We start from the raw sequence: 25,889 nt of genomic DNA on the forward strand, positions 1-25,889 counted from the left end.
TGACCCGCAGCATACCGCGGCACGTATTATGGAACACCAGCCGGGCGCAAATTCGCTGCAGTCCCGGCCGGTATTGAAAGGACGGGATCCATGAACAAAGTAAAAGCTCTGGTGAGCGGTGTGGCGCTTTCGGTTGCTCTGGCGACTTCTGCTATGGCTGCCGGTGTAGAACTCAACGCCTCCTCAACCGGCCTTGCGCTGCAGGGATACGACCCGGTTGCGTATTTCACCGTTGGGGAACCGACCCCGGGCAACTGGAAAATCACCGCGCTCCACAATGACGCGATGTACCGGTTCGCCTCGGAAGAAAACAAAGCTGAATTTGAAAAGAACCCAGATGCCTACCTGCCGGCCTACGGCGGCTACTGCGCCTTTGGCGCCGCCATGGGCTTTAAGTTCGACGGCGATCCGACGCTTTGGAAAATCGTCGACGACAAGCTGTATTTGAACCTCGCCAAAGACATTCAGACCCGCTGGGAAGGCGACATCCCCGGTTTCATCGAGAAGGCCGATGTGAACTGGGAAGATATCGAAGACAAAGATCCGGCGGCATTGCAGCAGTAACCGGTAATCCACCACTCACAAGCGAACAGCCGGCGGCGGGGCAACCTGCCGCCGGTTTTCTTTGACTTGACACGACACAGGTTTTTCAATTTTCTGTCATTACAGAAACTTCAGGACACTGTGATGAAACTGACCCCCGCAATGCAGAACTTTATCCTTCACTGGGGCGAGATGGGTTCCCGCTGGGGAGTGAACCGGTCGGTGGCGCAGATCCACGCGCTGCTGCATATCGCAACAAATCCGATGACGGCGGATGAGATTTGCGAGGTTCTGGGGCTGGCCCGGTCCAATGTCTCGAACGGGCTAAAGGAGCTGCAGGCGCAGGGGCTGGTCAAGGTCAGCCGCCAGCTGGGCGACCGGCGTGATCATTTCACCTCGATCCGCGACATGTTCGACCTGGTCGACGCGGTGATTGCCGCGCGGCGCGAGCGCGAGTTTGCCCCCACTCTTCGGGCGCTGGCCGACGTGATGAAAGAGGCCGAGGCCGACAACACCCCCAAGGCGGTCAAGGACCGGATGGGCGAGACCCTGCGGGTGATGCGGATGTTCGACGACTGGTACGCGGATTTCTCCCGCCTGCCCCGGTCGGTGCATCTGGCTGTGCTGAAGCTGGGCGCCAAGGTGGCGCGTTTCCTGCCCGGTGTGAAGAAACAGGAGTAAATGCGGGCTGAAAACGCTCCCTGGTCAAAAAAATTTGCGAGGTGATTTCTCTAATGACAGGAATATCTGCAACCAACGGCGTCAAAGCTCTGCCCGCTGTGAACCCGCCTGACGCTCTGGACACCTTGTGCGCGGCACCTTTTGTTGCCGCGTCCTTCCAATTTCACACCGGCAAAGGAGGCTGCCATGCGCCCGCCTGTTTCCCGTGAAGCCGCCCCGCGCACTGTCATCTGGCAGGATCTGCTGCCGGTCACCCGCCGCCAGCGCTGGGGAGAGCTGACCCTGCCGCTGCCCTGGCTGGGGCTGTCCTGGGGGCTGTATGCCTCCGCTCTTTGGCCATTGGGTGCCGGGGCTAGCTTCATGTTTTTCCTCTGTGCGCTGCGGCTTAATCATGAGGCGATCCACGGCAATCTTGGCCTGCAGCGGCGCGGAGACATTGCGGTTCTGCATATCCTCAGCGCGCTGATGTGCGGCTGCAACTGCTCGGTCGCGTGGAGCCATATGCAGCATCACCGCCACGCGATGGGCCCAGGTGATATCGAGGGGCATTGCGGGCATATGAGCGTCGGCGAAGTGCTGCGCTACGGGCCGCGCTTTCCGTTTGACCTGATCCGCGCCTGCTGGGCGCAGGGCGGCAAAAAATGGCGGCGGCGGATACTGCGGGACGGGATCTGCGTTGCGACGCTGGCCGGACTGATCCTGTGGAGCGGCCAGCAGTTTCTGCTGCTGCATCTGGCCGCAATGGGCGCGGCCCAATGCATGACCGCGTTTTTTGCAGTGTGGATCACCCATCAAGGCACAGGAAACTCGGACCTGGCAGCCCGCAGCCAGCGCGGAGTGCTGGCCAAGGCCGCCTATCTGATGCTTTTTCACCGTGAACACCACCTGTTTCCGAAAGTGCCCGTCAGCCGCCTGCCTGAACTGGCTGCACGGCTGGACACCCAAGTGCCCGGCTACGCCGCAAGCCGCCTGCCGGTGGTGCCCTGGCTGGACCCGTGGAGCCGTTAAAACCGTCCTGCCGACTTCACCTGGTTCCGGCCGCCGTGCTTGGCTGCATAAAGCGCTTCATCAGCCTCGCGCAGCACCGCCTCGACCGTCCGGCTGCCGTCGTGATAGCCAAGCCCGATAGATACCGAGCACAGAAGGCGTTCCGCTCCAACAGGCAGGGCCTGCGCACCAATGGCTTGGCGGATCTCCTCGGCCTTTTGCATTGCGGTCATCAGAGAAACATCCGGCAAGCACGCAACAAATTCCTCGCCGCCAAAGCGGGCCGCGATTCCGCCGGGTTGAACTCCCTCTTTCAACACGCCCGCCACAAACCGGATAACCTCGTCGCCGGCCTGATGCCCATGTGTGTCATTGATCAGTTTGAACCGGTCGATATCCGCCAGCAGAAAGCTGCCCTGGAAATCATTGCCCAGCCCGGCGATCAGCCGGAAGAAGTGATCGCGGCTGTACAGCGACGTCATCTGGTCATGCGCCGCCAGATTCAGCAGCTTCTCATTCAGAATGTGGATTTCAAGCAGCCGGCATGCCGCCCAGTATGAGGCAACAGGTGCGATAATCAGCGGCGCCAGCGTCGAAGGCACCAAGGCAGCCCGGCTTAGCCCATCAGGCGCAGTCAGACCGGTCACTATCCAGGACACGGCCAGGGAAACAACAGTCACACAGGCAACAAAGAACCATTTCTGGCCGCTATTTCTTATTGCCAGCATGAAGTCCCCGAAACTATCCCCAAGGATCATTCTGGTGCAAATTTTTGCCGAAAGACAATGTATCTAAAGTATAGGCGGCCCGCTAGGGCCGCCATTGCAGATCAATAGGCAAACTCGCCGTAGATACGGCTGAGATCACCCTCCCAGGCACCGTTGTAGCGTGCCAGCAGCTCATCCGCCGGGACTTTGCCGCTGTCGAGGCTGTCTTTCAGCGCGTTCAGGAAATGCGTCTCATCCGGCACCAGCCCGCCGGCGCCGGGCTTTTGCCGGGCTTTCAGGCCGCTTTCCGAGATGGCGACTACTTCGCGGGCCAATTCATGCATGTCGATGCCGCCCACCTTGGCCTGCAGCCCCTGTTCCGAGGCCGCCACGCGCAGGGCATCACGGGTTTCCGCGTCCCAGCCCTTGACCAGATCCCAAGCGGAGTCCAGCGCCGATTGGTCATAGGTGAGGCCGACCCAGAAAGCGGGCAGCGCACACAGACGCCGCCAGGGACCGCCATCGGCGCCGCGCATTTCGATGAATTTCTTCACCCGCGCCTCGGGGAACACAGTGGTGAGGTGGTCAGCCCAGTCGCTGAGCGTCGGGGTCTCGCCAGGCAGCGCCGGCAGCTCCCCTTTCAGGAAGTCGCGGAACGACATGCCCAGCGCATTCACATATTCGCCGTTGCGGTACACAAAATACATCGGCACATCGAGCGCATATTGCACCCAGGCCTCGAAGCCGAAGCCCTTGTCGAACACAAACGGCAGCATCCCGGTGCGGTCGGCGTCCAGGTCGCGCCAGACGCGGGCGCGCCAGGACTTATGGCCGTTGGGTTTGCCATCGAGGAACGGTGAATTGGCAAACAGCGCGGTTGCCACCGGCTGCAACGCCAGTGCAACACGCATCTTCTGCACCATGTCAGCCTCGGATTCGAAATCGAGGTTCACCTGCACGGTGCAGGTGCGGCGCATCATGGTGGTGCCCATGGTGCCGACCTTTTGCATATAGCCGTCCATCAGCTTGTAACGGCCCTTGGGCATCAGTGGCATGTCTTCATGGCGCCACACAGGAGCGGCCCCCAAGCCGATGAAGCCGACACCGATCTTGTCGGCAATGTCCTTCACGTCGCGCAGGTGGGCGTTCACCTCGTCGCAGGTCTCGTGGATGGTTTCCAAAGGCGCGCCGGAAAGTTCCAGCTGCCCGCCCGGCTCAAGCGAGATATTGGCGCCGTCCTTGGTCAGGCCGATCAGGTTATCGCCTTCGGTCAAGGGTGCCCAGCCGTGGCCGTCGCGCAGGCCGGTCAGCACCGCAAGGATCGAGCGTTCGCCCTCATAGGGCAGCGGCTTCAGCGTATCCTTGCAGAAGCCGAACTTCTCATGCTCGGTGCCGATGCGCCAGTCTTCCTTGGGCTTGCAGCCGTCGGCAAGATATTCGGCAAGCTGTTCGTGGCGTTCGATCGGTCCGCCGCCGGACTGGGGAATGGACATGCCTGGCACTCCGTCCTGTTAGGTCTGTCATGAAGGGTCAGTCGTGGGCGGAATCACCGCCGGTGTCAATGCAGGCGCTGATGTTCCGGCCGGCTGGAGGCGCGCTCCCAGATCACGACCTGGTGAGGGCCGCGGCGGCGCAGTTCGGTCAGCATCCGTTCGGTTTTAAGCCCCGGCAACGCGGCAAAGACGTCAAACAGCGCCTCGTAACCTTCGGCATTCACCGGAATTGCCAGCGGCGGCTGGCCGGGCTGTTCCAGCAGCCAATGCGGCGGTTTGGAGGATTGATCCAGCGCCAGCCGCTCCAGTTCGGACGCGGCCACGGCACCGCCGGTGAGCGGCCCGAAATAGGCGATCTGCCCTTCGTCCACCTGCACCACGCCGGGTCCACTGGTGCCGCGCCGGAAGCGCATCCGCTGCGCGCCGATGACAGCCGTCGCCAGACCGGTGGCCACAAAGGCCCAGCCGGTGATCGCGGTGAAACCAGCTTCGGAGAAGGCCCATTTCAGCCCCAGCAGGAACATCAGTACCGCTGCAAGGACCTCGCGCCATTGCCAAAGAGCGGCGCGGGCTTCGGGGCGGATGAAACTCATCTCGATATCCTTTTGCCTTGCCGGAGGTGTGCCAGAAACACCCGGATTCTTCGACGCCTGACCCGCATCTTTCGTGGCTTGCCCGGATTTCTAGCGTACATGGTAAAGTATGTAAGCCCGATGAAGAAAATCAGCAGGGAGTTAACCTCTTGGGCAGGAACAGTGCCGTGGGTCAGGAACTGGCGCAGCTCCTGCCGGTCCAGCCCGAACAAAAGCGGCCGGGAAATCTCCATCTCCCGAAAGTCCTTTGACACCAGAAACATTGCGGACTGGCGGGTTTTTACAAACTTTCCAACGCGGTGAATGTCTACCGCGGATAGAATGCCGTCTTCGCGCATGATAAAGTTGCGCGGAGCAAAATCGGGATGACCCGGCGCTTTCAGCACTGGCTTTCCTGCCAGCCCACCCAGCATGTCAAGCAAAGCGCTGCCGAGTTCTACCAGCAACCCGGCATCGCGGTGTTGAACGCAGTTTTGCAAAAGCCGGTTGATTTCAGCAGCGAGACCGTCTGTGTTCAGCCCGGTTTGAGCGAAGTCCCCTTGTTCTGCCCAATGCTGCCAATCGCAACAGCGCTTGATCAACTGCCTGCGGTTGACGTCCGGTTCTTCTAGCAGCTTGTCAACCGGCGTCCCGCCTTCAAAGCTCGCGATTACCAGCCCGAGATGCCCAGAAGTGGCCAAAAGTTCATTGAAGGAAAACGCCGGATGCGGTCCAAGCGACGCAAGTCTGTCCAGTGCCTCCGTGGTCTGACCGACAAAAGCGCGCCGGCTTTCCAGCTCCCAGAACTTTTTGACGACCACCGCACGGGCTTCCCGCTCGCCCCGAAAAACAGATGCCTCGGGAGAAATTCTGAGGGCCGAACCCAAAAGCGTCTGCTGGCGAGGCCACCTCAAATTTGCCTGACGCTGCACCCGCGTCAACTGCCGCTCTGCGTCTTCCGGCCGCTTTGGCGAAAAGAACCGCGTGAAATCATTCATTTACCAGTCTCCCAGCGTATTCTGCCAGAGGGTCATCGCCGCGACCGCTGCCGTGTCCGCCCGCAGGATGCGGGGCCCAAGGCTGACCACATGGGACTGCGGCAGCGCGTGCAGACGTTTACGCTCCGTGTCCGAGAAACCGCCCTCGGGGCCGATCAGAATGGCCCAGGGCGCGCCCTTTTGCGTCTCTGCCGCCAGTTGCAGCGCGTTGCCTGCCTCGGCCTCGTCGCAGAACATCAGCTGGCGCCCGGCGGGCCATTGGTCCAGCAGGCGCGAGAGCTTTTGCAGATCCGCCACCTCCGGCACATAGGTGCCGCCGCATTGTTCGGCTGCTTCAACCGCATGGGCCTGCAGCCGGTCCTGGCGGATGCGCTCGGAATTGGTGAAATCCGTCTGCACAGGCAGGATGCGGGCGGCGCCCATCTCCGCCGCCTTCTCGACGATGAAATCGGTGCGTGCCTTTTTAATCGGGGCAAACATCAGCCACAGGTCCGGCGGCATTTGCAGCGGCTTGGTCTGCTCCCGGCACACAAGCGTGCCGCCGCGCTTTCCGGCCTCGGCTACTACGGCCAGCCACTCGCCATCCTGGCCGTTGAACAGCGCCACAGCGGCCCCTGCCGCCTGCCGCATCACCCCGAACAGGTAATGCGCCTGATCACGATCCAAGGGAAGTGATTGCCCTGCGCCCAAAGGGTGCTCTACATACAGTCTGATTTTTGCACTCATGGGGTCCTACATATGCAAGGCCAGAAGCCAGCGCCAGAGGGTCAGGTTGCGGATGCGGTCCGTGGAAACTGGGTCGACACCTATGCGCCGGAGTGGACGCGGCCCTATTTGCGGCTGTCCCGCGCCGACCGGCCGATCGGCACCTGGCTGCTGCTGATCCCCTGCTGGTGGGGGCTGGCGCTGGCAATCCTGTCGGACCAGAGCCCGCGCTGGCAGGACCTGTGGATCGCTGCGGGATGTGCCGGCGGCGCCTGGCTGATGCGCGGCGCAGGCTGCACCTGGAACGACATCACCGACCGCAATTTCGACGGCCAGGTAGAGCGCACCCGCTCGCGCCCCATCCCCTCGGGGCAGGTTACGGTCAAGGGCGCGCTGGTTTGGATGGGGCTGCAATGCCTGGCGGGCCTGTTGATCCTTTTGACCTTCAACCAGGCGGCCATTGCCATGGGCATCCTGTCGCTGCTGCCGGTGGCGGTCTACCCTTTTGCCAAACGGTTCACCTGGTGGCCGCAGGTGTTTTTGGGGCTCGCCTTCAACTGGGGCGCCATGCTGGCCTGGGTGGCGCATACCGGCACCCTCGGCTGGCCGCCGGTACTTCTGTATCTGGCGGGCATTGCCTGGACGCTGTTTTATGACACCATCTATGCCCATCAGGACACCGAGGATGACGCGCTGATCGGTGTGAAATCCACCGCCCGGCTGTTCGGCACGCAAACACCAATGTGGCTGCGCCGCTTCATCGTGGCCTTTGTCAGCCTGATGGCGCTGGCGGTGATCCTGGCAGTGCAGGACAGCGCATCGGTGCTGGCGCTGGTGCTGGCGCTGGCAGCCCCTTGGGCGATGGGCTGGCACCTGACCTGGCAACTGCGCGCCTTTGACGCGGAAAACACGCAAAGACTCTTGCAGTTGTTCCGTCTCAACCGTGATACCGGCCTGATTCCGCTGATCTTCTTTGTGCTGGCCATGTTCGCGTGATTGAACCGCAGCCGCGCGCAGGGTAAGAGCCTGTAACGCAAACTGGGAAAATGCCGCCATATGCGCCTGTCTAAGCTGTTGATCCCGGGCCTGGCCTTTGCCGCTGCTGCCGGGCTGAGCCTTGTTGCCGCCGGATTTGCCGTCACCGCAGTGGAACGGAGCACAGAAACGGCTGTGCGCCGGGCGCTGGATGACGGCGGTTACACCTGGGCTGAAGTAACCTCCGACGGTTTGCAGGTGCTGCTCGAAGGCACTGCTCCGGATGAGGCGACGCGGTTCTCGGTCAAATCATTAGTCGGCACGGTTGTCGATGCGGCGCGAATCCTTGATGGCATGGATGTGCCGCCCGCCGATGGCCTGGCACCGCCGCGGTTCTCGGCGGAAATTCTGCGTAATGACAGCGGCATCTCGATTATCGGACTGATCCCCGCGGGCACAGGGCGCACAGCTCTGGTTAAACAGCTTGAGGCGCTGGCAGGCGACGAGAATGTGGCCGATCTGCTGGAAACAGCGAAATACACAATCCCTGACGGTTGGCAGGAGTCGATGCACTTCGCAGTCGAAGCGCTGAAGCTGCTGCCACGCGCGAAAATCTCGGTGGCGACGGGGGATGTCTCGATCACCGCCATTTCCGACAGCGAAGAGGCCAAGGCGCAGCTGGAAGAGCAGCTTGGCCGCAAGGCCCCGCCTGGCATGCGGCTGGCGCTTGATATCGCGGCACCGCGCCCGGTGATCACCCCCTTTACCCTGCGCTTACTGCTGGGACCGGACGGCGCAGAATTCGATGCCTGCTCCGCCGAAAGCGAGGAAAGCCGCAACCGTATTCTGGCCGCCGCCCGCAAGGCCGGGCTGCAGGATGAGGCGGATTGCGTGATTGGTATGGGGGTGCCCTCCCCCAACTGGGCCCGCGCGGCGGAACTGAGCATTGCAAGCCTGGCCGAACTTGGCGGCGGGACGGTGACCATTGCCAATGCGGATATCACGCTGGCCGCCGCAGAAGGTACCGAAAGCGCGCTGTTTGACCATGTGGCGGGCGAGCTGGAAAACGCCCTGCCCCGGGTCTTTGCCCTGCACGCGGTCCTGCCGGTGCCCGAAACCCGGGACGCCGGCGGCATCCCTGAATTCACCGCGACCCTCAGCCCCGAGGGTCAAGTGCAGCTGCGCGGGCGCCTTACAGATGCGGCGCAGCGCACGGTGGCCGACAGCTATGCCAAGGCGCGGTTCGGGTCGGACAACGTGCACACTGCAGCCCGTGTTGTCGCCGATCTGCCTGCCGATTGGCCGGTGCGGGTGCTGGCAGCGCTGGAAGCGCTCTCCTATCTGCAGCGCGGCGCGGTTATGGTAACCCCCGGCAATCTGGAGCTGCGCGGCATGAGCTACCGCAAGGACGCCCCGGCTGAGATTGCCCGCTTCCTTTCTGCCAAACTGGGCGAGGCCGACACTTACGGCCTCGACATCACCTATGAAAAGCCGCCCGAACCCAAGGACAAGCCGCTGCCGCCGGAACTGTGCGAGGCGCAGCTTGCCAGCGCCCAAAGCGAGGCCAAGATTGCCTTTGAACCCGGTTCGGCCACCATCGCGGCACAAAGCACAGGAACCATGGACAGGATCGCCGGTGTCCTTGGCCGCTGCGGGCCGGTCCGGCTCGAAATCCAGGGCCATACCGACAGCCAGGGCCGCGAGGCGATGAACCAGAACCTAAGCCAGGCGCGCGCGCAATCGGTGCTGAACGAGCTGCGGGCGCGCCGGGTGGTCACTTCCACCTTTGCTGCCAAGGGCTATGGCGAAAGCGAGCCGATTGCCGACAACGCAACGGAAGACGGCCGCGAATCCAACCGTCGCATTGAATTCAAGTTGATCCGCCCCGCGGCCGTGGAAGACGCCGCTGATACGGGCAACGGCGAAGAGGCCGCCGAAAGCGCAGAAGACGCACAGGAGACCACAGAGTAATGAACAGGACAGAGTTCATCATCACCACCGCGATCATCCTGTTCGCGGCCTTTGCCCTGGGCTGGTTCGCCAATTGGCTGGTGCACCGTTTCACCCGGGTGCGGCAAAGCGATGTGGCCGACCTCGACCGGATGAGCCAGGAGCTGCATGAGGCCGAAGAAACCCGCGACCAGGCGATCACCTATTTGCAGCAGCGCGAGGCCGAGCTGACCAACCAGCTGACCCAGACCGAGGCCGAGCTGCGGGCCACAATGGATGGCCTGCGCGAGGCCCGCCGCGAAGCCGAAGAGCTGCGCAACCAGATCCCGCATTGAGGTCGGGGCAGCGGGGCACTCCCGCGCCTGCAGCCCGCGCTGGCTGCGCCAGCACCGTCTGAACAGCCTTGGGCGTAGCGCCGTGCTGACGCACGGCGGTTGCCTCACTGCTAAAAAGGCCAGAACGGGCAAGTCTGCCTTCCAAGCCCTGTCTGATGTTATATGAAGCCGGCGTATACAGGCGAAGCCGTTCGGGGCTCGCGGGGCCTGCGGCCTCTGTGACCCGGCGCCATTTGCAACCGGGCTGCGCCGCGCAAGGCGCGGTGCCGGGCCCAACAGGCGGAAATCATCTCCTGATGATTGAACACCTGGCGGGAGCCGCCCCCGCCCAGGTTCGCGGATCACCAGCGTTTCAGCGCATCCTCGTCGGCATCTTTGGCCGCCACCCAGTCCGAGCCGCCGCTGGTCAGGATTTCCCTTTTCCAAAACGGCGCGCGGGACTTCAGATAGTCCATCAGGTATTCCGCCGCCTCAAACGCATGCTTGCGGTGGCGGGCGGCGGTTGCGACCATCATGATGCGCTCGCCAGGTTCAAGGCGGCCATGGCGATGGATGACCAGTGCATCCGCCAGCGACCAGCGTCTCACGGCCTCTTCCGCGATAGCCGTCAGCGCCTTTTCGGTCATGCCCGGGTAGTATTCGATCTCCATTGCCTGCAACCGGCCCTGATCGGCATCGCGCACCACGCCGGTAAATGTCACCACGGCGCCGGCACCCTCGGCGCCGGCCGCAAAGGCGTCGCTTTCGGCCCCCAGTTCAAACGGTGCTTCCTGAACCGAAATCCGCACAGCTTCAGCCCCCCGTCATCGGCGGGAAAAAAGCAACTTCGCGCACGCCAGTCAGCGGCGCATCGAAATCAGACAGCTCCTGATCCAAGGCAACACGCAAGGCAGAGAGATCGGCAAAGGCAGCGGCATAGCGGTCTTCGCGGGCGCGCAGCTCCTCAACCAGATCCGCAACGGTGGCTGCCGAAGTCTCCACCCGCTCGCGCGGCAGGCCGATGCGTTCACGCACCCAGGCGAAATAGAGAATATCCATCAATGAGCCTCCTTCAGATGCGGCAGCGCCTTGCGCAAGTAATCAGCGCCAGTGATCAGGGTGAGCGCTGCCGCAATCCACAACAGCCAGAGGCCAAGCCGCCCGGTCCAGATCACACCAGCCTCTTTCCAGCGCAGCCCGAACAGATCTTCCAACTCGCCGGCGATGATCTGGGAGTAGATCTGATCATCCATGCCGAATGAGGACATCACCAAATAATGTTCGAAGATGCCTTGCGAAAACAGCGTAGCGATGGCGATCATCTGCGCGGTGGTCTTCCACTTTGCCAGCTTGGTCACCTTCAGCGTGCCGGCCGTGTCGCCCAGATATTCGCGCAAGCCCGAGACAAACACCTCGCGGAACAGGATCACCGTGGCCGGCAGCACCAGCCAGGGGGTCCAGTGTTCAGCAGCATAACCCACCAGGATCATCAGCGCGATCACCACCATCGCCTTGTCGGCAATCGGGTCCAGCATCGCGCCCATCTTGGTTTCCTGCTTCCAGGCCCGTGCCAGGTAGCCGTCAAACCAGTCGGTCACTGCCGCCGTGACAAACAGCAGCAGCGCAAACCAGTCCGCATAGGGACGGGAGAAATACAGAAACATCACGGCCAGGCCAGGCGCTGCGACGAGCCGCATCAGGGTGAGGATATTCGGCAGAGTCCACTTCATGCCGCGCACATTATCCGGCTGTTTCGCAAGAGGAAAGCGGGCTTGATCAAAATTCGGCGATGGCCGGGCCGGGATAGGCCGCAACAACCGGCGGCACCTGCCCTCCGACGCACGCGGGCCGTGCTCCGCTCACCCTATGGACGTGTCCAGCAGCGCGCCCTTGGTTTCGCCGTGATGGGTGGAATGGTCAAACTTCCGGTGCAGTTCGTTCAACCGGTCGCGATCGATGAAGATATGGTTGTTGATTTCCCGCATCAGATCTTCTTTGGCCATCTTCAGCGCGTCCGCTTCGGTATCCGCCAGCCCGGTTCCCCTCAACTTGTTCAGCTCCTTGGCGATTTTCTCGCATTCCTTCTTGGCCTTATCCACATGCTGCGCCTCATGCACCAGACAGCATGCATAGAACCGGTACCATTCAACCAGCGCCCGCGGCGACAGCCCACTGACTGACCGTTTCGGGCAGCGGATAGACGGGTTCAGGACCAGCTTCAGCGCTGAGACTTTAGCCTTCACTTCAAACCAGCCGGTCTTCTTTTCGATCTTGGGTTTGCCGTCCGCCACATACTTGCCTTTGGCGGTCAGGCACTCCAGCTCGGTGGTGGTTAAAAAAGCCACCTTCTTATTGTCGTTTGGATCCTTCGGCCCCTTGCTTTTGATGCTTTTGGCTATGTCAGGCAGGGTTTTTCCAGACACGGAATAGGTGTCGTAGACAACAGATTTCATGGTCAGGGATACGGGCATAATTCCTCCGGGCAGTAAAAAGGCTGCCCTGCAGATTTAGCACGAAACCGGCCGGCCCCCAAATACCCGCCCCTACCCCTGCGCGTGGAAGTGGTCGTAGATCCGTTCGGCCAGAGCCTCGGAAATCCCATCCACTGCCCTGAGGTCGGCCAGATTGGCGCGGCTCACCGCCTTGGCGCTGCCGAAATGCGCCAGCAGCGCGCGCTTGCGGGAGGCGCCGACACCCGGCACCTCGTCCAGCGGTGTCGCGCTCATCGCTTTGGCGCGTTTGGCGCGGTGGGTGCCGATTGCGAACCTGTGCGCCTCGTCCCGCATCCGCTGGACAAAATACAGCACCGGGTCGTTGCGCTGCAGGGCAAAGGCCCGTTCACCGGTGCGATGGAACTCCTCCTTGCCGTGGTCGCGGTCGACGCCTTTAGCCACTCCCACCATCGGGATGTCCTGCACGCCGTGTTCCGCCATGATCTCTGCCACGGCGGAAACCTGCCCCGCGCCGCCATCGATCAGCAGCAGATCCGGCCAGAGGCCTTTGTCCCGGTCCGGATCCTCCTTCAGCAAGCGCGAGAAGCGGCGGTTCAGCACTTCCTTCATCATGCCGAAATCATCGCCCGGCACCAGGTCGTCGCCCTTGATGTTGAACTTTCGATAGGCGTTTTTCAGGAAACCTTCCGGCCCCATCACGATCATGCCGCCCACCGCATTGGTGCCCTGGATGTGGGAGTTGTCGTAGACCTCGATCCGCTGCGGCGGGCCGTCCAGCCCGAAGGCCTCGGCCAGCCCGCGCAGCAGCTTTGTCTGGGTCGCGCTTTCGGCCATGCGGCGGGCCAGGCTTTCACGGGCGTTGCGCACGGCAAAGGCCACCAGTTCGGTCTTCTCGCCGCGCTGAGGCACCAGCAGTTCGACCTTGCGCTCTGCCTTCCCGCCCAGCGCCGCCTCCATCAGGTCGGCGTTTTCAATGGCATCCGACAGGATCAGCTGCCGCGGCGGTTCCTTGTTGCCGTAGAACTGGCCCAGGAAAGCCTCCATGACTTCTGCCGGGCTGTTGTCGGCATCGACGCGCGGGTAGAAATCCTGGTTGCCCCAGTTCTGGTTGGCGCGGATGAAAAACACCTGCACGCAGGCCTGGCCGCCGTCCATATGCAAGCCGATCACATCCGCCTCGGCGACGCCGCGCGGGTTGATGCCCTGGCTGGACTGCACCTGGGTCAGCGCCTTGATCCGGTCGCGCAGCGCCGCGGCGCGCTCGAATTCCATTGCCTCCGAGGCCGCCATCATCTGTTCCGCCAGCTCCTCCTGGATCTTGGTCGAACGGCCCGACAGGAACCGTTCAGCGTCGCGCACGCTTTCGGCATACCCCGCCTCGGAAATCAGCCCGGTGCAGGGCGCCGAGCAACGCTTGATCTGATACTGCAGGCAGGGGCGCGTGCGGGCCTCGAACATCGAATCCGAGCAGTTGCGCAGCAGGAACGCCTTTTGCAATTGGTTCAAGGTCCGGTTTACTGCGCCCGCGCTGGCAAAGGGACCGAAATAGCTGCCCTTCTGCTTGCGCGCCCCGCGGTGCTTCTTGATCTGCGGAAACCCGTGATCCTTGGCGACCAGAATATTGGGGAAGCTTTTATCATCACGCAGCAGCACGTTGTACTTGGGCTTCAGCTGCTTGATCAGGTTCTGCTCCAGCAGCAGCGCCTCGGTTTCCGTCCGCGTGGTCAGAAACATCATCGAGGTTGTAAGCGCAATCATCCGCTCGATCCGCGGGCTGTTGCCGGGGCGGCTGTAGTTCGACACCCGCGCCTTGAGGTTGCGCGCCTTGCCCACGTAAAGCACCCGGCTGTCGGCATCCAGCATCCGGTAAACCCCGGGCGATGCATCCAGTGTTCTGAGGTAATCCTGGATCACGGCATAGCCGGTTCTTGGCTTTTCGGCGGGCGAATCCACGGGGGGGGCGGCGGGCTGGTCAGTCATGCGTCCAGACATATGATTCCCCGTCCTTGGCTGCAATGTTTGCCTGCCCGGATCAAGAGCAGGGAAATCCACCGAAGCTGTGGATAACTACGGAGATATCTTTGGGCTATCCCGCCTTTTCCCTTATAATTTGGTGGTTTTGGGCGAATGCTTAAAAATTAGGCAATTTGATAAGGCGCTGTTTTCAATTGAAACTTTCCGTCGCCCCTGTCAAGGTTTTGAAAACAAAGGCACTTTTGTAACGCTTCCGTGACGGCAGGTGAACCGGTGCAAAACTTTTGGGGAAAGGGACGTTTTGATCCCTGTTTGCGTCACTCCAGCCCGTCGCTGTCCGGGGTTTGCCAGCCCAGATGCTGGCCGCCATCGGTGCAGATCATCTGCCCGGTGACCGCCTTGGCCTGCAGCAAATAGGACAGGGCTGCGGTGATGTCCCCGGCATCCGCTCCCCGCTGCAGGATTGTGGCTGCGCGCTGGCGGGCAAACTGCTCCCGGCTTTGCCGCGGCCCCTGCAAGGTTGGCCCCGGTCCGATGGCATTGACCCGGATCTGCGGCGCCAGGGCCTGGGCGGCTGTCTGTGTCAGTGTCCACAGCGCAGACTTCGCCAGCGTGTAGCTCATGAATTCAGGTGTCAGTTTGCGCACTCTTTGGTCGATCATGTTGACCGCCAGCCCCCAGGCGCGCGGCTCGCCGCCTGCATCCCGCACCAGCGGCACCTGCTGCGCGGCCATTGCCTGCAGCAGCACGAAGGGCGCCCGCAGGTTGCTGTCCAGATGCCGGTCCCAGCTGTTCCGTGTGGCGGTGGGCAGCGTGTCATGCTCAAAAACCGAGGCATTGTTGACCAGGCAAGTGACCGGCCCACCCAGGGCCTCAGCCGCACGGGGCAGCAAGGCCTGTGTCTGTTCTTCGTCCAAAAGATCCGCCTGCAGCACCGCCGCATCCCGCCCCAGGGCGCGGATCTGCTGCGCTGTATCCGCAGCCTCCGGAGCCGAGGACGAAAAATGGACGGCAACGTCATACCCGCGCGCGGCCAGTTCCAGCGCCATCGCCCGGCCCAGCCGCCTGCCCGCTCCGGTCACCAATGCCCGCATCTCCGCCTCCTTGCTGCCGCTGCAGTGAAAGAGTTAGAACAGCACGGCCATATAGGCCAGATAGAGCGCCGTAAGAATAACACCCCAGATGCGGGTGATGTCCTGTTTCAGGAAGACAAACGGGATCAGCAGCAGCGAGGCTGCCAGCATCACCCAAAGATCGAACCGCAGGAATTCCGGGTCCACAGTGATCGGGCCGATAAAGGTGGCGATACCGATGATGGCCAGCAGGTTGAACATGTTGGAACCGATCACATTGCCCAGCGCCACATCGGCCTGGCGGCGCATTGCTGCCATGACAGTGGTCGCCAGCTCCGGCAGCGAGGTGCCAACCGCTACCAGGGTCAGGCCGATCACGGTTTCGCTGATCCCGTAGGTGCGGGCAATGATGGTGGCATTGTCAACCAGCAGATCGGCGCCCAGCGGCAGGCCGATCAGGCCCAGCAGCAGATAGGTGCAAACACGCCAATAGGGCATGTCCGGATCGGCTTCCTCGATCTCTTCCAGGTCCACGTCAGCTGCACAGCTGCTGCTTTTGCCATTGCGCCGGTGATTGCGCGCTTCGCGAAAGGCTATTCCAAGCACAACAGAGAGCGCAGCCAGCAGGATCAGGCCTGACCAGACGGTGAAGGTGCCGCAAAAGGCAAGACCGATGAACAGCACCGAGGCGACCAGCATGAAGACATAGTTTTTGCGGGTGTTGCATTCGCTGGTGTGCAAGGCCCGCATCAGCGCGGGAATGCCAAGAACCAGCAGAATGTTGGCAGTGTTGGAGCCGACCACATTGCCCATCGCAATTCCATCGGCGCCCTCATGCACCGCACTGATGGCAATCAGCAGTTCCGGCGCCGAGGTGCCAAAGGCCACGATCGTCAGGCTGACAATCAGCGCAGGCACACCCAGCCGCAGGCTGAGGTTCACCGCCCCGCGCACCAGCGCATCGCCTGCCAGCAGCAGGATCACCAGGCCCAAAGCCGAATACAGCCATGGCATCATTTGCCACGATCTCCTTTTTTGCAGGCACAGGGGCCTTTGCCGATCCGGAAGCGGCCGCAGGAGGGGCAACGCCTGGAATTGATCTGTTTCTGGCCTGGAAAGCGCAGCTTGCCGAACATGGCAAGCACCGCCATCACCACCAGAAAAAGTGCAACAATCTTGAACAGCACGTCAGAGGCCGAAACGCGCGTATTCCGCCCGCTCCTCGATCCCGGCCAGCACATCCTGCGCGACCTGCATGCCAAAGCGGCTGAGCAGCGGCTTCTTAAGCCCATAGCGGCGGAAGCGGACCTTGTCGCCGAAACGCTCCTGCATCTTGGGTTTCAGGTGGCCGATGCCGTCGATCAGCCCCAGGTCCAAGGCCCTGCGGGCCAGCCAGATCTCGCCGGTGAACAGGTTTTCCTCGCTGTGCAGCTTGGCGCCGCGGCGGTCTGTGACATGGTCGATGAAATTGGCGTGGATGTCGTTCAGAATCACCTTCAGACGCTGCACATCCTCGGGATCTTCCGGGCGGAACGGATCCAGCATGGATTTGCTCTCGCCCGCAGTATAGACCCGGCGCTCCACGCCTTGGCGGGCCAGCAGCACATGAGCGCCAAAGCCCGCGGAAATCACCCCGACCGAGCCCAGCACCGAGCTGGCATCAGCCCAGATCTCATCTGCTGAGGCCGCCAGCCAATAGCCGCCCGAGGCCGCAACGTCCTCGACAAAGGCGTAGACCGGGATGTTCAGCTCTTCCGCCAGGCGTCGGATGCGGGCGCCGATCAGCGAGCTTTGCACCGGCGAGCCGCCGGGCGAGTTTATCTCCAGCGCCACCGCGGCAGGTTTGCCCTTGCGGAAAGCACGTTCCAGCACCGGCGCCAGGGCCGCATCGCTGAGCGAGCCGCGGCCGGGCATTCCGATGGCGCCATTCAGGCGCACTACTGCCACCAAGGGCTGTCTTTTCAGGAAAGGCAGGCGAAATCTCATGGCGCCGATGTAGAGAGCCGCCCGGGATGAAACAAGGTGCGCGTCCCGGGGAATTGTGGTGAAAGGCAAAAACCGCACAGCCGCGGGCATAAATGCAACGCTGGTTTGCACCCGGCAAATACCCCAGGAGGCTCCCGCCCGTCAGGCCGGCTGCTTACAGCAGCCACCCTCCCGTTGGGCCGGGCGCCGCGCTGCCGCGCGGCGCAGCGTGCTCTATCGGTTAATGACGCAACACCCGGCATGCGCAGCGTGCAGGGCCCAACCGCGAGGGCGCCCAACGGGCACCCGCTGCGGGCGGGAGCCTCCCCCGTACCGCATCAAGCCGCCGGATCAGGCCCGGATGCGCCAGCCTGTCTTGAAGATCCACCAGATGACGCCCATGCAGGCCAGGGTAAAGCCGCCGATAGCGCAGAGGCTCAGCAAGACCGGCACGTCCGCCTGGCCAAAGAACGCCCAGCGGAAACCCGACACCAGATAGACCACTGGGTTGAACAGGGTGACGGTCTGCCACACCGGCGGCAGCATCGAGATTGAGTAGAAAGAGCCGCCCAGGAACACCAGCGGCGTCACCACCAACAGGGGTACCAGCTGCAGCTGCTCAAAATTCCCGGCCCAGATGCCGATAATGAACCCCATTAGCGAGAAGCTGAGACAGGTCAGCACCAGAAACGCCACCATCGCAATCGGGTGCTGGATGGAGAGATCCACAAACAGCGACGCCGTGCACAGGATCACCACGCCGATGAACAGCGACTTGGTTGCCGCCGCGCCGACAAACCCCGCGACCACCTCAAGGAAATTAATCGGGGCCGACAGGATTTCGTAAATGTTGCCGATGAACTTCGGAAAATAAATCCCGAAGGACGCATTGGATATGCTCTGGGTGATTACCGACAGCATGATCAGCCCCGGCACGATAAAGGCTCCGTAGTCGATCCCGTCAACCTCCTGGATCCGGCTGCCGATGGCGCTGCCGAAGACCACAAAGTAAAGCGATGTGGACAACACCGGCGAGATGAAACTTTGCAGAAAAGTGCGCCAGAACCGCGCCATTTCCGCCTTGTAGATGGTTGCGACCGCTGTCCAGTTCATGCTGCGTCCCCCTGAACAGTGCCGGCCGAAGCCCCATCCCCTGACACAAGCCCGACAAAGATATCTTCCAGGCTGGATTCCCGTGTCTGCACATCCGCCAGCACCAGCCCGGCCTGCGCGACGTCATTCAACAGTGTGGTGATGCCGGTCCGCTCGGCCCTTGTGTCATAGGTATAAAGCAGCGCAGCGCCGCCATTCACCAGCTGCAATTCATGCTGCGCCAGCGCTTCCGGAATGGCGTCAACCGGCGTGGTCAGCTGCACCTCCAGCTGTTTCTGCCCCATCCGGGCCATCAGCTGTTCTTTTGCTTCGACCAGCAGCAATTCACCGCCGGTGATCACACCGACCCGGTCCGCAATCGCTTCGGCTTCCTCGATGTAATGGGTGGTCAGGATGATGGTGACGCCGCCGGCCTTCAGCTCAGCTACGATCGCCCACATGTCCTTGCGCAGCTCCACATCCACGCCCGCCGTCGGCTCATCCAGGAACAGGATGCGCGGATCATGCGCCAGCGCCTTGGCAATCAGCACCCTGCGTTTCATGCCGCCGGACAGCTCCATGACCTTGGCGTCCCGTTTTTCCCACAGCGACAGCTTGCGCAGAATATCCTCGATCCGCGCCGGATCAGCAAGCTTACCGAACAGGCCGCGCGAAAAACTGACCGTGTCATGCACTTTGGCAAAAGGCTCCAGGGTGATTTCTTGCGGCACCAGCCCGATCAGTGCACGGGCGGCGCGGAACTCTGCCACATTGTCGAAACCGCCAACGCTGACGCTACCCGAGGTCGCGGTGGTGATGCCGCAAATGGTAGAAATCAGGGTCGTCTTGCCCGCGCCATTGGGGCCGAGCAGAGCCAGAATCTCACCTTCTTCTATATCAAGCGAGACGCCTTTCAGCGCCTCGAAACCGCCGTCATAGACCTTGCGCAGCTCGCGGATGGACAGGATGGACGCCATGGTGCCTCCGGCATGTTGTCAAATCCCGGCCACCCTAACGACGGCGTGCCGCCTCTGCCAGCCCCCGCCTTGCAGACGCGCCTGTGCGTCTGCGCAGAACTGATCGGCTGGCTCAGCCGCGGCCTGTTACCTTGCTGAACCAGCCCTTTTTTCCGCTGTCTTCCGGGGCTTCGCCGTCAGCCGGGGTTTCCCCGTCTCCTTCGGCCTCCTCCTGCGGTGCCAGATGGGCCTGCAGATTGGCAAAAAACTGATCCGCCATCTTTTTGGCAAAACCGTCGATGATGCGGCTGCCAAGCTGTGCCAGCTTGCCGCCGACCTTGGCCTCAACCTCATAAGACAACAGCGTGCCTGTGTCCGATGGCGCCAGCGTCACAACCGCCCCGCCCTTGGCAAAGCCGGCCGCACCGCCTTTGCCTTCACCGGAAATGGTCAGCGTTTCATTCTCCACCAGATCCGACAGGCTGACCTGGCCTTTGAAGGTGGCTTTGACCGGGCCGACTTTCTGGGTGACTGTGGCCTCGAACCCCTCCTGCGGCGTGCCGGTGACCTCCTGTGCACCGGGCACACAAGCCTTCAGCACCTCCGGCGTCAGCAGCGCCGCATAGACGGTTGCGGGATCGGCGGCGATCTCCTTCTGGTCACTCATCTGCATGGGCTTGGCCTCCCTGGCGCATGTTTCCGGTTCCTCTCAGACCTAGCCGCACCGCAGCCCCCTGCCAAGCCGGCATTGGCCCCTGCCCCTGATCTGCACCGCTAAGGTCAGCAAAAGCGGCGTAACTGCCGTAGCGTCAATCTTTGCCACTTTATCTTTACGTCGAGATTTATACACGCTATCTCGACATCAAGATAAGTCAAGGAGCATACAATGAAGATCATCATTTTCGGCGCCACCGGCGACGTGGGCAGTGCAGCCGTAAAGGCCGCAGCACAGCGTGGCCATCAGGTAACGGCCGTATCGCGCGCGCCTTCAGCCCTTGCCGCAATCAGCCCCTTGGTCACTCCGCTGCCACTGGACCTGCTGACGGATCCGCAAGCCGCGGTCAACGCGGCAGCAGGCCATGATTTGGTCATCAGCGCCCTGCGCCCGCCTGCCGGGCGTGAAGAGGACCTGATCCCGCTGACCCGCACCGCGGTGCAGGCAGCGGGCCACGCCGGCGTTCCGGCCCTGGTAACAGGCGGCGCGGCCTTGCTGAAGCTGGCGGATGGCAGCGGCCACACAGTGCTGAGCGCACCGGGTTTCCTGCCTGAAGGTTCCCGCCTGATTGCCGAAGCCTGCGCGGCGCAAGACGCCATGCTGGAGCAGGAAACCGGGGTGGAATGGACCTGCCTGCGTCCGCCCGCGCTGCTGACAGAGGGCCCGCTGACCGGCCAATACCAGTTTGGCACCGACACCCTGCTGACAAACGCCGCAGGTGTGTCGCAGATCTCCTTTGCGGATTTCGGCGCTGCGCTGCTGGATCTGGCTGAAAACCCGCGCCCTGCCAGCCAAAGACTGACTGTTGCCTGGGGCGCTCCCGCCCCCGCCCTGGCGGCCGGCTGACGCCGGACCTTGAGCAGCGTTGGGCCGGGCAGCGTGCTGCGCACGCTGCTGCCGTGCTCCAGCGGCGTCCGCAGCTCTCAGACAGTCAGGCCAAGTTTACGCATCCACCGGGACAGCTTCCAGGCGCCGCCGCTCCGGCCGGGACGGCTTGCCGCAGACGGGCCCGGCGCCGCGCACCAGCGCGGCGCCGGGCCCGAGGCTTTATCTTGTATCCTTGATGCATGGCAAAGGCGCGGGAGCCAGCCGTTCCTTGGCCAGCGGACACGCTTGCCCTGCGGGAGGCTCCGCGCCTAATACGGCAACCCGACGTAATTTTCTGCCAGCGAGGCCCGTGCCGCCTCTGAAGAGAACAGATAGTCCAGATCCGCACGCTGCAACCGCAGATCGGTCTCTGTGCCTTCCGGGAAACGATGCAGCAGGTTGGTCATCCACCAGCTGAACCGCTCCGCTTTCCAGACCCGCGCCAGTGCCTTTTCGGAATAATCGTCCAGCCCGCTGCTGTCGCCCCGCAGATAGTGGTCCAGGAAGCCATGATAGAGGTAGTAGATGTCCGAGGCCGCCGAGTTCAGCCCCTTGGCCCCGGTCGGCGGCACAATATGGGCTGCGTCGCCCGCCAGGAACAAATTGCCGTACCGCATCGGCTCCGCCACGAAACTGCGCAAGGGCGCAATGGACTTCTCGATCGACGGGCCGGTTTCCAATTGCCCTGCCACCTGTTCCGGCAGGCGGCGCTTCAGCTCCGCCCAGAAGGCTGCGTCGCTCCAATCTTCGGCCCGGTCCGTTAACGGCACCTGGATGTAGTAACGGCTCAGCACCCGGCTGCGCAGCGAGCATAACGCAAACCCCCGTTCATGGCGGGCATAGATCAGCTCCTCCGCGACCGGCGGCGTTTCCGACAGAACCCCTAGCCAGCCGAAGGGATAGACCTTTTCGTATTCCTTCAGCACCTCCGCCGGAATAGATTTGCGGCTGACCCCGTGAAAGCCGTCGGCGCCAACGATAAAGTCGCAGTCTGCCCGTTGCGATGCGCCATCCTGCTCCCAAGTCACATAAGGGCGCGCATCTGTCAGCCCATGCGGCTGCACATTCTGCACCTCATGCAGGACCTCACCACCCATCGCGTCGCGCGCCTCATACAGATCGCGGGTCACCTCGGTCTGGCCGTAGACCATCACCGTCTCTCCGCCGGTGTGTTTCGCCAGGTCAATCCGGTCCAGCCGCCCCTGATGAGCAATATGAAACCCTTCGTGGATCTCTCCTTTGCGATCCATCCGCCCGCTGCAGCCGGCCTCGCGCATCAGATTGACAAAGCCATGTTCCAGCACCCCGGCCCGGATCCGGCCCAGCACATGCGCCCGGCTGTGCTTTTCCAGAACAATTGAACTGACCCCCCGGCGATGCAACAGCTGCGACAGCAGCAGCCCCGAAGGCCCGCCGCCAATAATGACAACCTGCGTCTGATGCGTGGACATGCGCGTTCCCCGATTTTTCGACTTGTGCTTGCAGGGTGAATTATGCCCTGCGCGCACATCTTTGCGAATGGACCCAACGCGCCAGTTCTTGTACTTTTCGCACATGCAGACGCAAACCTCCATCGACACCTACAACTTGTTTGGCGAGACCGCGGAACTTGCCGATATCCTGCATGTGGAGACCATCCGCAGCCGGTCCGAGCTGTATGATTGGGAGCTGAGGCCGCACCGCCATACCCGGCTGCACCAAATACTGGTGCTGACCGGCGGTTCGGGAGAGGCGGATCTTGACGGAAACAGCCACGCCCTGTCCCCGCCCTGCCTGATAAACGTGCCCCGAGGCGTGGTGCATGGTTTCCGCTTTGGCAGCGGCACCGGCGGCTGGGTGATCACCCTCGCTTCGGACTTGCTGGACCAGAACCTGGCACCGGGCGAAGGGATGCGCGCACCGCTGGATCTGCCTGCCGTCCTGCCCTTGCCCGATGGGCTGCAAAGCCTGGCTGCGCGCCTGTTCCGGGAATATGGAAACAAGGGCTTTGGCCGCGCGCAGATGCTGCGCGGACTAGCGTTGTCGGTTACCGCGCTGGCCGCCCGCGCCATCGCCGCCGCCCAGGGAGAGGATCCGCAGGCCCGGGTCAGCCCGCTGTTTGCCCGGTTCGAGGCGCTGGTAGAGCGCGACTTCCGCCTGCGGCGCCCGCTGGCGGACTACGCTTGCGCGCTGGCTGTCTCTGCAACCCACCTCAACCGCATCGCCCATCAGGCCACCGGCCAGCCGGCCTCGGCCTTGGTCCGCGCCCGTGTCCTGCGCGAGGCGCGGCGGCTGCTGATCTACACCAACCTGACCGCGGCGCAGATCGCCTATGAACTGGGCTTTACCGATCCGGCCCATTTCAGCCGGATCTTTGCCAAGGGCACCGGACTGCCGCCACGGAAGTTCCGTCGGCAGCTTGCCCAAAGCAGCTGAGCCGCCGCAGACTGATCCAGCCGGGCATCACGAAAGGGACCGAAATGCTGCAAGGGATCCGTATTCTCGAAGTCGAAGGCCTAGGCCCCGGCCCCTTTGCAGCAATGACACTGGCCGACCTCGGGGCCGAGGTGATCTGCGTCAACCGCAAGGGCGGCGCCGTCACCCCCGGAATGCCGGAACGCTCGCTGCTGGACCGGGGTAAACGATCGATTGAGCTGGACCTGAAAGAGCCCGCTGATGTCGAAGCCTTTCTGGCTCTTGCCGCCGCCGCTGACGGGTTGATCGAGGGTTTCCGCCCCGGCGTGATGGAACGGCTGGGCCTTGGCCCGGAAACCTGCCGCGCGGTCAATCCCGCCTTGGTCTATGGCCGCATGACCGGCTGGGGGCAGGACAGCCCGCTGTCCCATGCGGCGGGGCATGATTTGAACTATATCTCGCTGTCCGGCGCGCTTTGGTATGCCTCATGCCCCGGCGATGTGCCGCAAACACCCGCCACGCTGGTCGGCGACATCGGCGGTGGCGCGATGTATCTGGTGGCGGGGATGCTGGCAGGTTTCCTCGGGGCCAAAACAACCGGCAGCGGCTGTGTGGTGGATGCCGCAATCTATGACGGCTCGGCCCATATGATGAACCTATTGATGAGCATCCGCCAGGCCGGCAATTTCGGCGTGCAACGCGGCGCAAACCTGCTCGACGGGCCGCATTGGAGCCGCACCTATGCCTGTGCGTGCGGCGGCTATGTCTCGGTGCAATGCCTGGAGCCGAAGTTTTATGCGCTGTTCCTGGAAAAGCTGCAGCTGTCCGAGGATCCAGCGTTCCGTCAGCAGTTCAAAAAAGCCCTCTGGCCCGCTCTCACCGGCCGCCTTGCAGGGATCTTTGCCAGTCGACCGCGTGATCACTGGGCGGCGTTGTTTGAAGATTCAGATGCCTGCGTGGCACCGGTGCTGAACCCCGAAGAAGCCCTGGCGCACCCGATGAACACCCGCGGCACATGGGCTGAAGCGCAGGGCGTGCTGCAGGCTGCTCCTGCCCCGCGGTTTTCAGATCAGCCGGAATGGACCCCGCCGGAAATCCCCGCGCGCGGACAGCATACGGACGAAATCCTGACGGAATTGGGCCTCAAATAGGCTCAGTCTTCTTTCTTGGGTTTCTCGGCTGCCGCTTTCATACGCTTCAGCAGCTCGGTTTTGTCCGACTGCTTGCCAAAGGGGTTCTTCTTGGTCCCCTTGGCATTATGTTCGGCGTGACGAGGTTTATTCTTGCCCATTTTGGGTGCTCCAGATTTACCGTAATCCACCGTTATGTCCTTATTCGCGGCGCGTGCTGCTGCGCTGATGCCCGAAACCGCCGCCCGGCACAAGGCCGGGCCGCAGCTGAACCGCTCAGCCGCCGCGGACCGTGTCGATCATCAGCTGCACATTGTCCGGGTCCGCATCCGGCGTGATGCCATGGCCCAGATTGAAAATATGCGGGCCGTTCTTGAAGGCATCAACAATGCGGCGGGTTTCATCCACCAGATCCTGCCCGCCGGTCACCATGTGGCGGGACGCCAGATTGCCCTGCACGCAGCCGTCCGCCTGCACATGGGCCGCAGCCCAAGCCGGATCCACCGAATTGTCCAGCGCCACACAATCAATTCCGGTGGCCTTGGCAAAGCCCGCATATTTGTCGCCCGCTTCCCGCGGGAAGCCGATCACCGGAATGCCCGGATGCCGTTCCTTCAGCGCCGCGGTGATCAGGCGGCAGGGTTCCAGAGCATATTTCTGGAACGCTTCGCCCTTCAGCGAACCGGCCCAGCTGTCAAAGATCTTGACCACTTCGGCACCCGCTTCGATCTGCTTGGACAGATAGTCAATGGTGGCTTCGGTGATCCGCGCCAGCAGCGCCTCGAACAGCGCGGTGTTTTCCTCGCGCAGGGCATGGGCCGGTCCTTGGTCCGGGGTGCCGCGGCCCGCGATCATATAGGTCGCAACGGTCCAGGGCGCGCCGGCAAAACCGATCAACGTCGTCTCGGACGGCAATTCGCGGGACAGGATGCGGACGGTCTCATAGATCGGGTTCAGTGTTTCGTGGATATCCGATGCCGGGCCAAGCTTGGCAAAATCTGCGTCAGAAGTGATGGTCGACAGCCGCGGGCCTTCGCCGGTCACGAACCACAGATCCGCCCCCAGCGCCTGCGGGATCAGCAGGATATCGGCAAACAGGATCGCCGCGTCAAAGCCATAGCGGCGGATCGGCTGCAGGGTCACTTCGGCGGCCAATTCAGGATTGTAGCAAAGCGACAGGAAATCCCCGGCCTCGGCCCGCGTCGCACGGTATTCCGGCAGATAGCGGCCCGCCTGGCGCATCATCCAGATCGGCGGCACATCCTGTTTCTCACCCGCCAATGCGCGCAGCAGCTTCTTTTGTCCACCCATGGTCATCCTCGCTATCAATCGCCCGTATATATCG

At 62.5% G+C, this 25,889-nt stretch carries 29 protein-coding genes; 10 read left to right on the forward strand and 19 right to left on the reverse strand.

Annotation, left to right across the window (positions count from 1 at the left end; genetic code table 11):
* Nucleotides 1-90: 90 nt before the first annotated feature.
* The 3 genes from K3557_RS14760 (at nt 91) to K3557_RS14770 (ending at nt 2,232) form a co-directional block, all read left to right on the forward strand.
* Entirely contained in the window at nt 91-564 is a 474-nt protein-coding gene (locus K3557_RS14760; RefSeq protein WP_259994721.1) for a YHS domain-containing (seleno)protein, read from the forward strand.
* A 123-nt stretch (nt 565-687) separates the two neighbouring features.
* Nucleotides 688-1,224, forward strand: a complete 537-nt coding sequence (locus K3557_RS14765; RefSeq protein ID WP_259990055.1) for a GbsR/MarR family transcriptional regulator — start codon at nt 688-690, stop codon at nt 1,222-1,224.
* Nucleotides 1,225-1,410: 186 nt separating this feature from the next.
* On the forward strand, nt 1,411-2,232 hold the full coding sequence (locus K3557_RS14770) for a fatty acid desaturase (protein WP_259994722.1): 822 nt from the start codon (nt 1,411-1,413) through the stop codon (nt 2,230-2,232).
* Here the strand turns inward: K3557_RS14770 and K3557_RS14775 are convergent.
* The 5 genes from K3557_RS14775 to K3557_RS14795 all read right to left on the reverse strand — a co-directional run bounded on the left by K3557_RS14775 (nt 2,229) and on the right by K3557_RS14795 (nt 6,707).
* Nucleotides 2,229-2,969: a GGDEF domain-containing protein gene (locus tag K3557_RS14775; protein WP_259994723.1), complete on the reverse strand. Its 741-nt coding sequence runs from the start codon at nt 2,967-2,969 to the stop codon at nt 2,229-2,231. The two genes, K3557_RS14770 and K3557_RS14775, sit on opposite strands and share 4 nt — an antisense overlap.
* A 71-nt stretch (nt 2,970-3,040) precedes the next feature.
* Entirely contained in the window at nt 3,041-4,411 is a 1,371-nt protein-coding gene (locus K3557_RS14780) for a glutamate--cysteine ligase (RefSeq protein WP_259994724.1), read from the reverse strand.
* Nucleotides 4,412-4,476: 65 nt separating this feature from the next.
* Nucleotides 4,477-5,004: a hypothetical protein gene (locus K3557_RS14785; protein WP_259994725.1), complete on the reverse strand. Its 528-nt coding sequence runs from the start codon at nt 5,002-5,004 to the stop codon at nt 4,477-4,479.
* Complete coding sequence (locus tag K3557_RS14790; protein WP_259994726.1) at nt 5,001-5,981, reverse strand: hypothetical protein; 981 nt, start codon at nt 5,979-5,981, stop codon at nt 5,001-5,003. Before K3557_RS14790 ends, K3557_RS14785 begins: the two co-directional genes overlap by 4 nt.
* Nucleotides 5,982-6,707, reverse strand: coding sequence for a 16S rRNA (uracil(1498)-N(3))-methyltransferase (locus tag K3557_RS14795; protein WP_259994727.1), 726 nt, complete (start codon nt 6,705-6,707; stop codon nt 5,982-5,984).
* A 12-nt stretch (nt 6,708-6,719) separates the two neighbouring features.
* Here K3557_RS14795 and ubiA point away from each other — a divergent pair, with 12 nt between their 5' ends.
* From ubiA to K3557_RS14810, 3 genes are read left to right on the forward strand one after another with little or no spacing between them, the layout of a single operon-like run.
* Nucleotides 6,720-7,682: a 4-hydroxybenzoate octaprenyltransferase gene (gene ubiA, locus K3557_RS14800; RefSeq protein ID WP_259994728.1), complete on the forward strand. Its 963-nt coding sequence runs from the start codon at nt 6,720-6,722 to the stop codon at nt 7,680-7,682.
* Between the two features lie 60 nt (nt 7,683-7,742).
* Nucleotides 7,743-9,632: an OmpA family protein gene (locus K3557_RS14805; RefSeq protein ID WP_259994729.1), complete on the forward strand. Its 1,890-nt coding sequence runs from the start codon at nt 7,743-7,745 to the stop codon at nt 9,630-9,632.
* The gene (locus K3557_RS14810; RefSeq protein WP_129369806.1) at nt 9,632-9,946 is read left to right on the forward strand and encodes a hypothetical protein; all 315 of its coding nucleotides are present in this window, start codon (nt 9,632-9,634) and stop codon (nt 9,944-9,946) included. Before K3557_RS14805 ends, K3557_RS14810 begins: the two co-directional genes overlap by 1 nt.
* A 341-nt stretch (nt 9,947-10,287) precedes the next feature.
* On the opposite strand, the gene K3557_RS14815 is transcribed toward K3557_RS14810, so the two are convergent.
* From K3557_RS14815 to uvrC, 5 genes are all read right to left on the reverse strand, one after another.
* Nucleotides 10,288-10,734: a molybdenum cofactor biosynthesis protein MoaE gene (locus K3557_RS14815; RefSeq protein ID WP_259994730.1), complete on the reverse strand. Its 447-nt coding sequence runs from the start codon at nt 10,732-10,734 to the stop codon at nt 10,288-10,290.
* 4 nt (nt 10,735-10,738) lie between these two features.
* Entirely contained in the window at nt 10,739-10,984 is a 246-nt protein-coding gene (moaD, locus tag K3557_RS14820; RefSeq protein WP_129369804.1) for a molybdopterin converting factor subunit 1, read from the reverse strand.
* Nucleotides 10,984-11,655 carry a CDP-diacylglycerol--glycerol-3-phosphate 3-phosphatidyltransferase gene (gene pgsA / locus K3557_RS14825; protein ID WP_259994732.1) on the reverse strand — a complete coding sequence of 224 codons (672 nt, stop codon included), beginning with the start codon at nt 11,653-11,655 and terminating at the stop codon, nt 10,984-10,986. Before pgsA ends, moaD begins: the two co-directional genes overlap by 1 nt.
* Before the next feature lie 129 nt (nt 11,656-11,784).
* The gene (locus K3557_RS14830) at nt 11,785-12,396 is read right to left on the reverse strand and encodes a DUF922 domain-containing Zn-dependent protease (RefSeq protein ID WP_259994734.1); all 612 of its coding nucleotides are present in this window, start codon (nt 12,394-12,396) and stop codon (nt 11,785-11,787) included.
* Between the two features lie 72 nt (nt 12,397-12,468).
* Entirely contained in the window at nt 12,469-14,358 is a 1,890-nt protein-coding gene (gene uvrC, locus K3557_RS14835) for an excinuclease ABC subunit UvrC (RefSeq protein ID WP_259990028.1), read from the reverse strand.
* A 79-nt stretch (nt 14,359-14,437) separates the two neighbouring features.
* Here uvrC and K3557_RS14840 point away from each other — a divergent pair, with 79 nt between their 5' ends.
* Nucleotides 14,438-14,611 (forward strand): hypothetical protein, encoded by a 174-nt coding sequence (locus tag K3557_RS14840; RefSeq protein ID WP_259994735.1) that lies wholly within the window; start codon nt 14,438-14,440, stop codon nt 14,609-14,611.
* Between the two features lie 58 nt (nt 14,612-14,669).
* Here K3557_RS14840 and K3557_RS14845 read toward each other — a convergent pair whose 3' ends face one another.
* The 6 genes from K3557_RS14845 to K3557_RS14870 all read right to left on the reverse strand — a co-directional run bounded on the left by K3557_RS14845 (nt 14,670) and on the right by K3557_RS14870 (nt 20,111).
* Nucleotides 14,670-15,446, reverse strand: coding sequence for an SDR family oxidoreductase (locus K3557_RS14845; protein WP_259994736.1), 777 nt, complete (start codon nt 15,444-15,446; stop codon nt 14,670-14,672).
* 33 nt (nt 15,447-15,479) lie between these two features.
* A complete protein-coding gene (locus tag K3557_RS14850) occupies nt 15,480-16,442 on the reverse strand; it encodes a calcium/sodium antiporter (protein ID WP_259994737.1) in 963 nt (320 codons plus the stop codon).
* Between the two features lie 171 nt (nt 16,443-16,613).
* Nucleotides 16,614-17,411, reverse strand: a complete 798-nt coding sequence (locus K3557_RS14855) for a S49 family peptidase (RefSeq protein ID WP_259994738.1) — start codon at nt 17,409-17,411, stop codon at nt 16,614-16,616.
* Between the two features lie 330 nt (nt 17,412-17,741).
* Nucleotides 17,742-18,503: an ABC transporter permease gene (locus tag K3557_RS14860; protein WP_237455340.1), complete on the reverse strand. Its 762-nt coding sequence runs from the start codon at nt 18,501-18,503 to the stop codon at nt 17,742-17,744.
* Nucleotides 18,500-19,459, reverse strand: a complete 960-nt coding sequence (locus K3557_RS14865) for an ABC transporter ATP-binding protein (RefSeq protein WP_259994739.1) — start codon at nt 19,457-19,459, stop codon at nt 18,500-18,502. The genes K3557_RS14860 and K3557_RS14865 overlap by 4 nt, the downstream gene beginning before the upstream one ends.
* A 112-nt stretch (nt 19,460-19,571) precedes the next feature.
* Nucleotides 19,572-20,111 (reverse strand): CoxG family protein, encoded by a 540-nt coding sequence (locus K3557_RS14870; RefSeq protein ID WP_259994741.1) that lies wholly within the window; start codon nt 20,109-20,111, stop codon nt 19,572-19,574.
* Between the two features lie 213 nt (nt 20,112-20,324).
* Here K3557_RS14870 and K3557_RS14875 point away from each other — a divergent pair, with 213 nt between their 5' ends.
* The gene (locus K3557_RS14875) at nt 20,325-20,999 is read left to right on the forward strand and encodes an NAD(P)-dependent oxidoreductase (RefSeq protein ID WP_259994742.1); all 675 of its coding nucleotides are present in this window, start codon (nt 20,325-20,327) and stop codon (nt 20,997-20,999) included.
* Nucleotides 21,000-21,289: 290 nt separating this feature from the next.
* Here K3557_RS14875 and pobA read toward each other — a convergent pair whose 3' ends face one another.
* On the reverse strand, nt 21,290-22,471 hold the full coding sequence (gene pobA, locus K3557_RS14880) for a 4-hydroxybenzoate 3-monooxygenase (protein WP_259994743.1): 1,182 nt from the start codon (nt 22,469-22,471) through the stop codon (nt 21,290-21,292).
* 103 nt (nt 22,472-22,574) lie between these two features.
* Between pobA and K3557_RS14885 the strand changes: the two genes are divergently transcribed.
* Nucleotides 22,575-23,435: a helix-turn-helix domain-containing protein gene (locus tag K3557_RS14885; RefSeq protein ID WP_259994744.1), complete on the forward strand. Its 861-nt coding sequence runs from the start codon at nt 22,575-22,577 to the stop codon at nt 23,433-23,435.
* Between the two features lie 44 nt (nt 23,436-23,479).
* Nucleotides 23,480-24,565, forward strand: a complete 1,086-nt coding sequence (locus K3557_RS14890) for a CaiB/BaiF CoA-transferase family protein (protein ID WP_259994745.1) — start codon at nt 23,480-23,482, stop codon at nt 24,563-24,565.
* A gap of 2 nt (nt 24,566-24,567) precedes the next feature.
* Here the strand turns inward: K3557_RS14890 and K3557_RS14895 are convergent, their stop codons facing one another.
* Together K3557_RS14895 and hemE are read right to left on the reverse strand one after the other, a co-directional pair.
* Entirely contained in the window at nt 24,568-24,705 is a 138-nt protein-coding gene (locus tag K3557_RS14895; RefSeq protein WP_164982652.1) for a hypothetical protein, read from the reverse strand.
* 115 nt (nt 24,706-24,820) lie between these two features.
* Nucleotides 24,821-25,855: a uroporphyrinogen decarboxylase gene (gene hemE / locus K3557_RS14900; RefSeq protein WP_259994746.1), complete on the reverse strand. Its 1,035-nt coding sequence runs from the start codon at nt 25,853-25,855 to the stop codon at nt 24,821-24,823.
* Nucleotides 25,856-25,889 lie beyond the last annotated feature (34 nt).

It is taken from the genome of Leisingera sp. M523, assembly GCF_025141335.1.
GTDB lineage: Bacteria > Pseudomonadota > Alphaproteobacteria > Rhodobacterales > Rhodobacteraceae > Leisingera.

Coding starts and splice junctions, on each gene's coding strand:
- pgsA (WP_259994732.1), bottom strand. CDS start 11,655: ATGAAGTGGACTCTGCCGAATATCCTCACCCTGATGCGGCTCGTCGCA.
- ubiA (WP_259994728.1), top strand. CDS start 6,720: ATGCAAGGCCAGAAGCCAGCGCCAGAGGGTCAGGTTGCGGATGCGGTC.
- K3557_RS14855 (WP_259994738.1), bottom strand. CDS start 17,411: ATGAGATTTCGCCTGCCTTTCCTGAAAAGACAGCCCTTGGTGGCAGTA.
- pobA (WP_259994743.1), bottom strand. CDS start 22,471: ATGTCCACGCATCAGACGCAGGTTGTCATTATTGGCGGCGGGCCTTCG.
- K3557_RS14870 (WP_259994741.1), bottom strand. CDS start 20,111: ATGCAGATGAGTGACCAGAAGGAGATCGCCGCCGATCCCGCAACCGTC.
- K3557_RS14760 (WP_259994721.1), top strand. CDS start 91: ATGAACAAAGTAAAAGCTCTGGTGAGCGGTGTGGCGCTTTCGGTTGCT.
- K3557_RS14770 (WP_259994722.1), top strand. CDS start 1,411: ATGCGCCCGCCTGTTTCCCGTGAAGCCGCCCCGCGCACTGTCATCTGG.
- K3557_RS14895 (WP_164982652.1), bottom strand. CDS start 24,705: ATGGGCAAGAATAAACCTCGTCACGCCGAACATAATGCCAAGGGGACC.
- K3557_RS14850 (WP_259994737.1), bottom strand. CDS start 16,442: ATGATGCCATGGCTGTATTCGGCTTTGGGCCTGGTGATCCTGCTGCTG.
- K3557_RS14885 (WP_259994744.1), top strand. CDS start 22,575: ATGCAGACGCAAACCTCCATCGACACCTACAACTTGTTTGGCGAGACC.
- K3557_RS14845 (WP_259994736.1), bottom strand. CDS start 15,446: ATGCGGGCATTGGTGACCGGAGCGGGCAGGCGGCTGGGCCGGGCGATG.
- K3557_RS14830 (WP_259994734.1), bottom strand. CDS start 12,396: ATGCCCGTATCCCTGACCATGAAATCTGTTGTCTACGACACCTATTCC.
- K3557_RS14860 (WP_237455340.1), bottom strand. CDS start 18,503: ATGAACTGGACAGCGGTCGCAACCATCTACAAGGCGGAAATGGCGCGG.
- K3557_RS14890 (WP_259994745.1), top strand. CDS start 23,480: ATGCTGCAAGGGATCCGTATTCTCGAAGTCGAAGGCCTAGGCCCCGGC.
- K3557_RS14810 (WP_129369806.1), top strand. CDS start 9,632: ATGAACAGGACAGAGTTCATCATCACCACCGCGATCATCCTGTTCGCG.
- K3557_RS14805 (WP_259994729.1), top strand. CDS start 7,743: ATGCGCCTGTCTAAGCTGTTGATCCCGGGCCTGGCCTTTGCCGCTGCT.
- K3557_RS14875 (WP_259994742.1), top strand. CDS start 20,325: ATGAAGATCATCATTTTCGGCGCCACCGGCGACGTGGGCAGTGCAGCC.
- K3557_RS14775 (WP_259994723.1), bottom strand. CDS start 2,969: ATGATCCTTGGGGATAGTTTCGGGGACTTCATGCTGGCAATAAGAAAT.
- K3557_RS14865 (WP_259994739.1), bottom strand. CDS start 19,459: ATGGCGTCCATCCTGTCCATCCGCGAGCTGCGCAAGGTCTATGACGGC.
- K3557_RS14780 (WP_259994724.1), bottom strand. CDS start 4,411: ATGTCCATTCCCCAGTCCGGCGGCGGACCGATCGAACGCCACGAACAG.
- uvrC (WP_259990028.1), bottom strand. CDS start 14,358: ATGACTGACCAGCCCGCCGCCCCCCCCGTGGATTCGCCCGCCGAAAAG.
- K3557_RS14785 (WP_259994725.1), bottom strand. CDS start 5,004: ATGAGTTTCATCCGCCCCGAAGCCCGCGCCGCTCTTTGGCAATGGCGC.
- K3557_RS14790 (WP_259994726.1), bottom strand. CDS start 5,981: ATGAATGATTTCACGCGGTTCTTTTCGCCAAAGCGGCCGGAAGACGCA.
- moaD (WP_129369804.1), bottom strand. CDS start 10,984: ATGGATATTCTCTATTTCGCCTGGGTGCGTGAACGCATCGGCCTGCCG.
- K3557_RS14765 (WP_259990055.1), top strand. CDS start 688: ATGAAACTGACCCCCGCAATGCAGAACTTTATCCTTCACTGGGGCGAG.
- K3557_RS14795 (WP_259994727.1), bottom strand. CDS start 6,707: ATGAGTGCAAAAATCAGACTGTATGTAGAGCACCCTTTGGGCGCAGGG.
- hemE (WP_259994746.1), bottom strand. CDS start 25,855: ATGGGTGGACAAAAGAAGCTGCTGCGCGCATTGGCGGGTGAGAAACAG.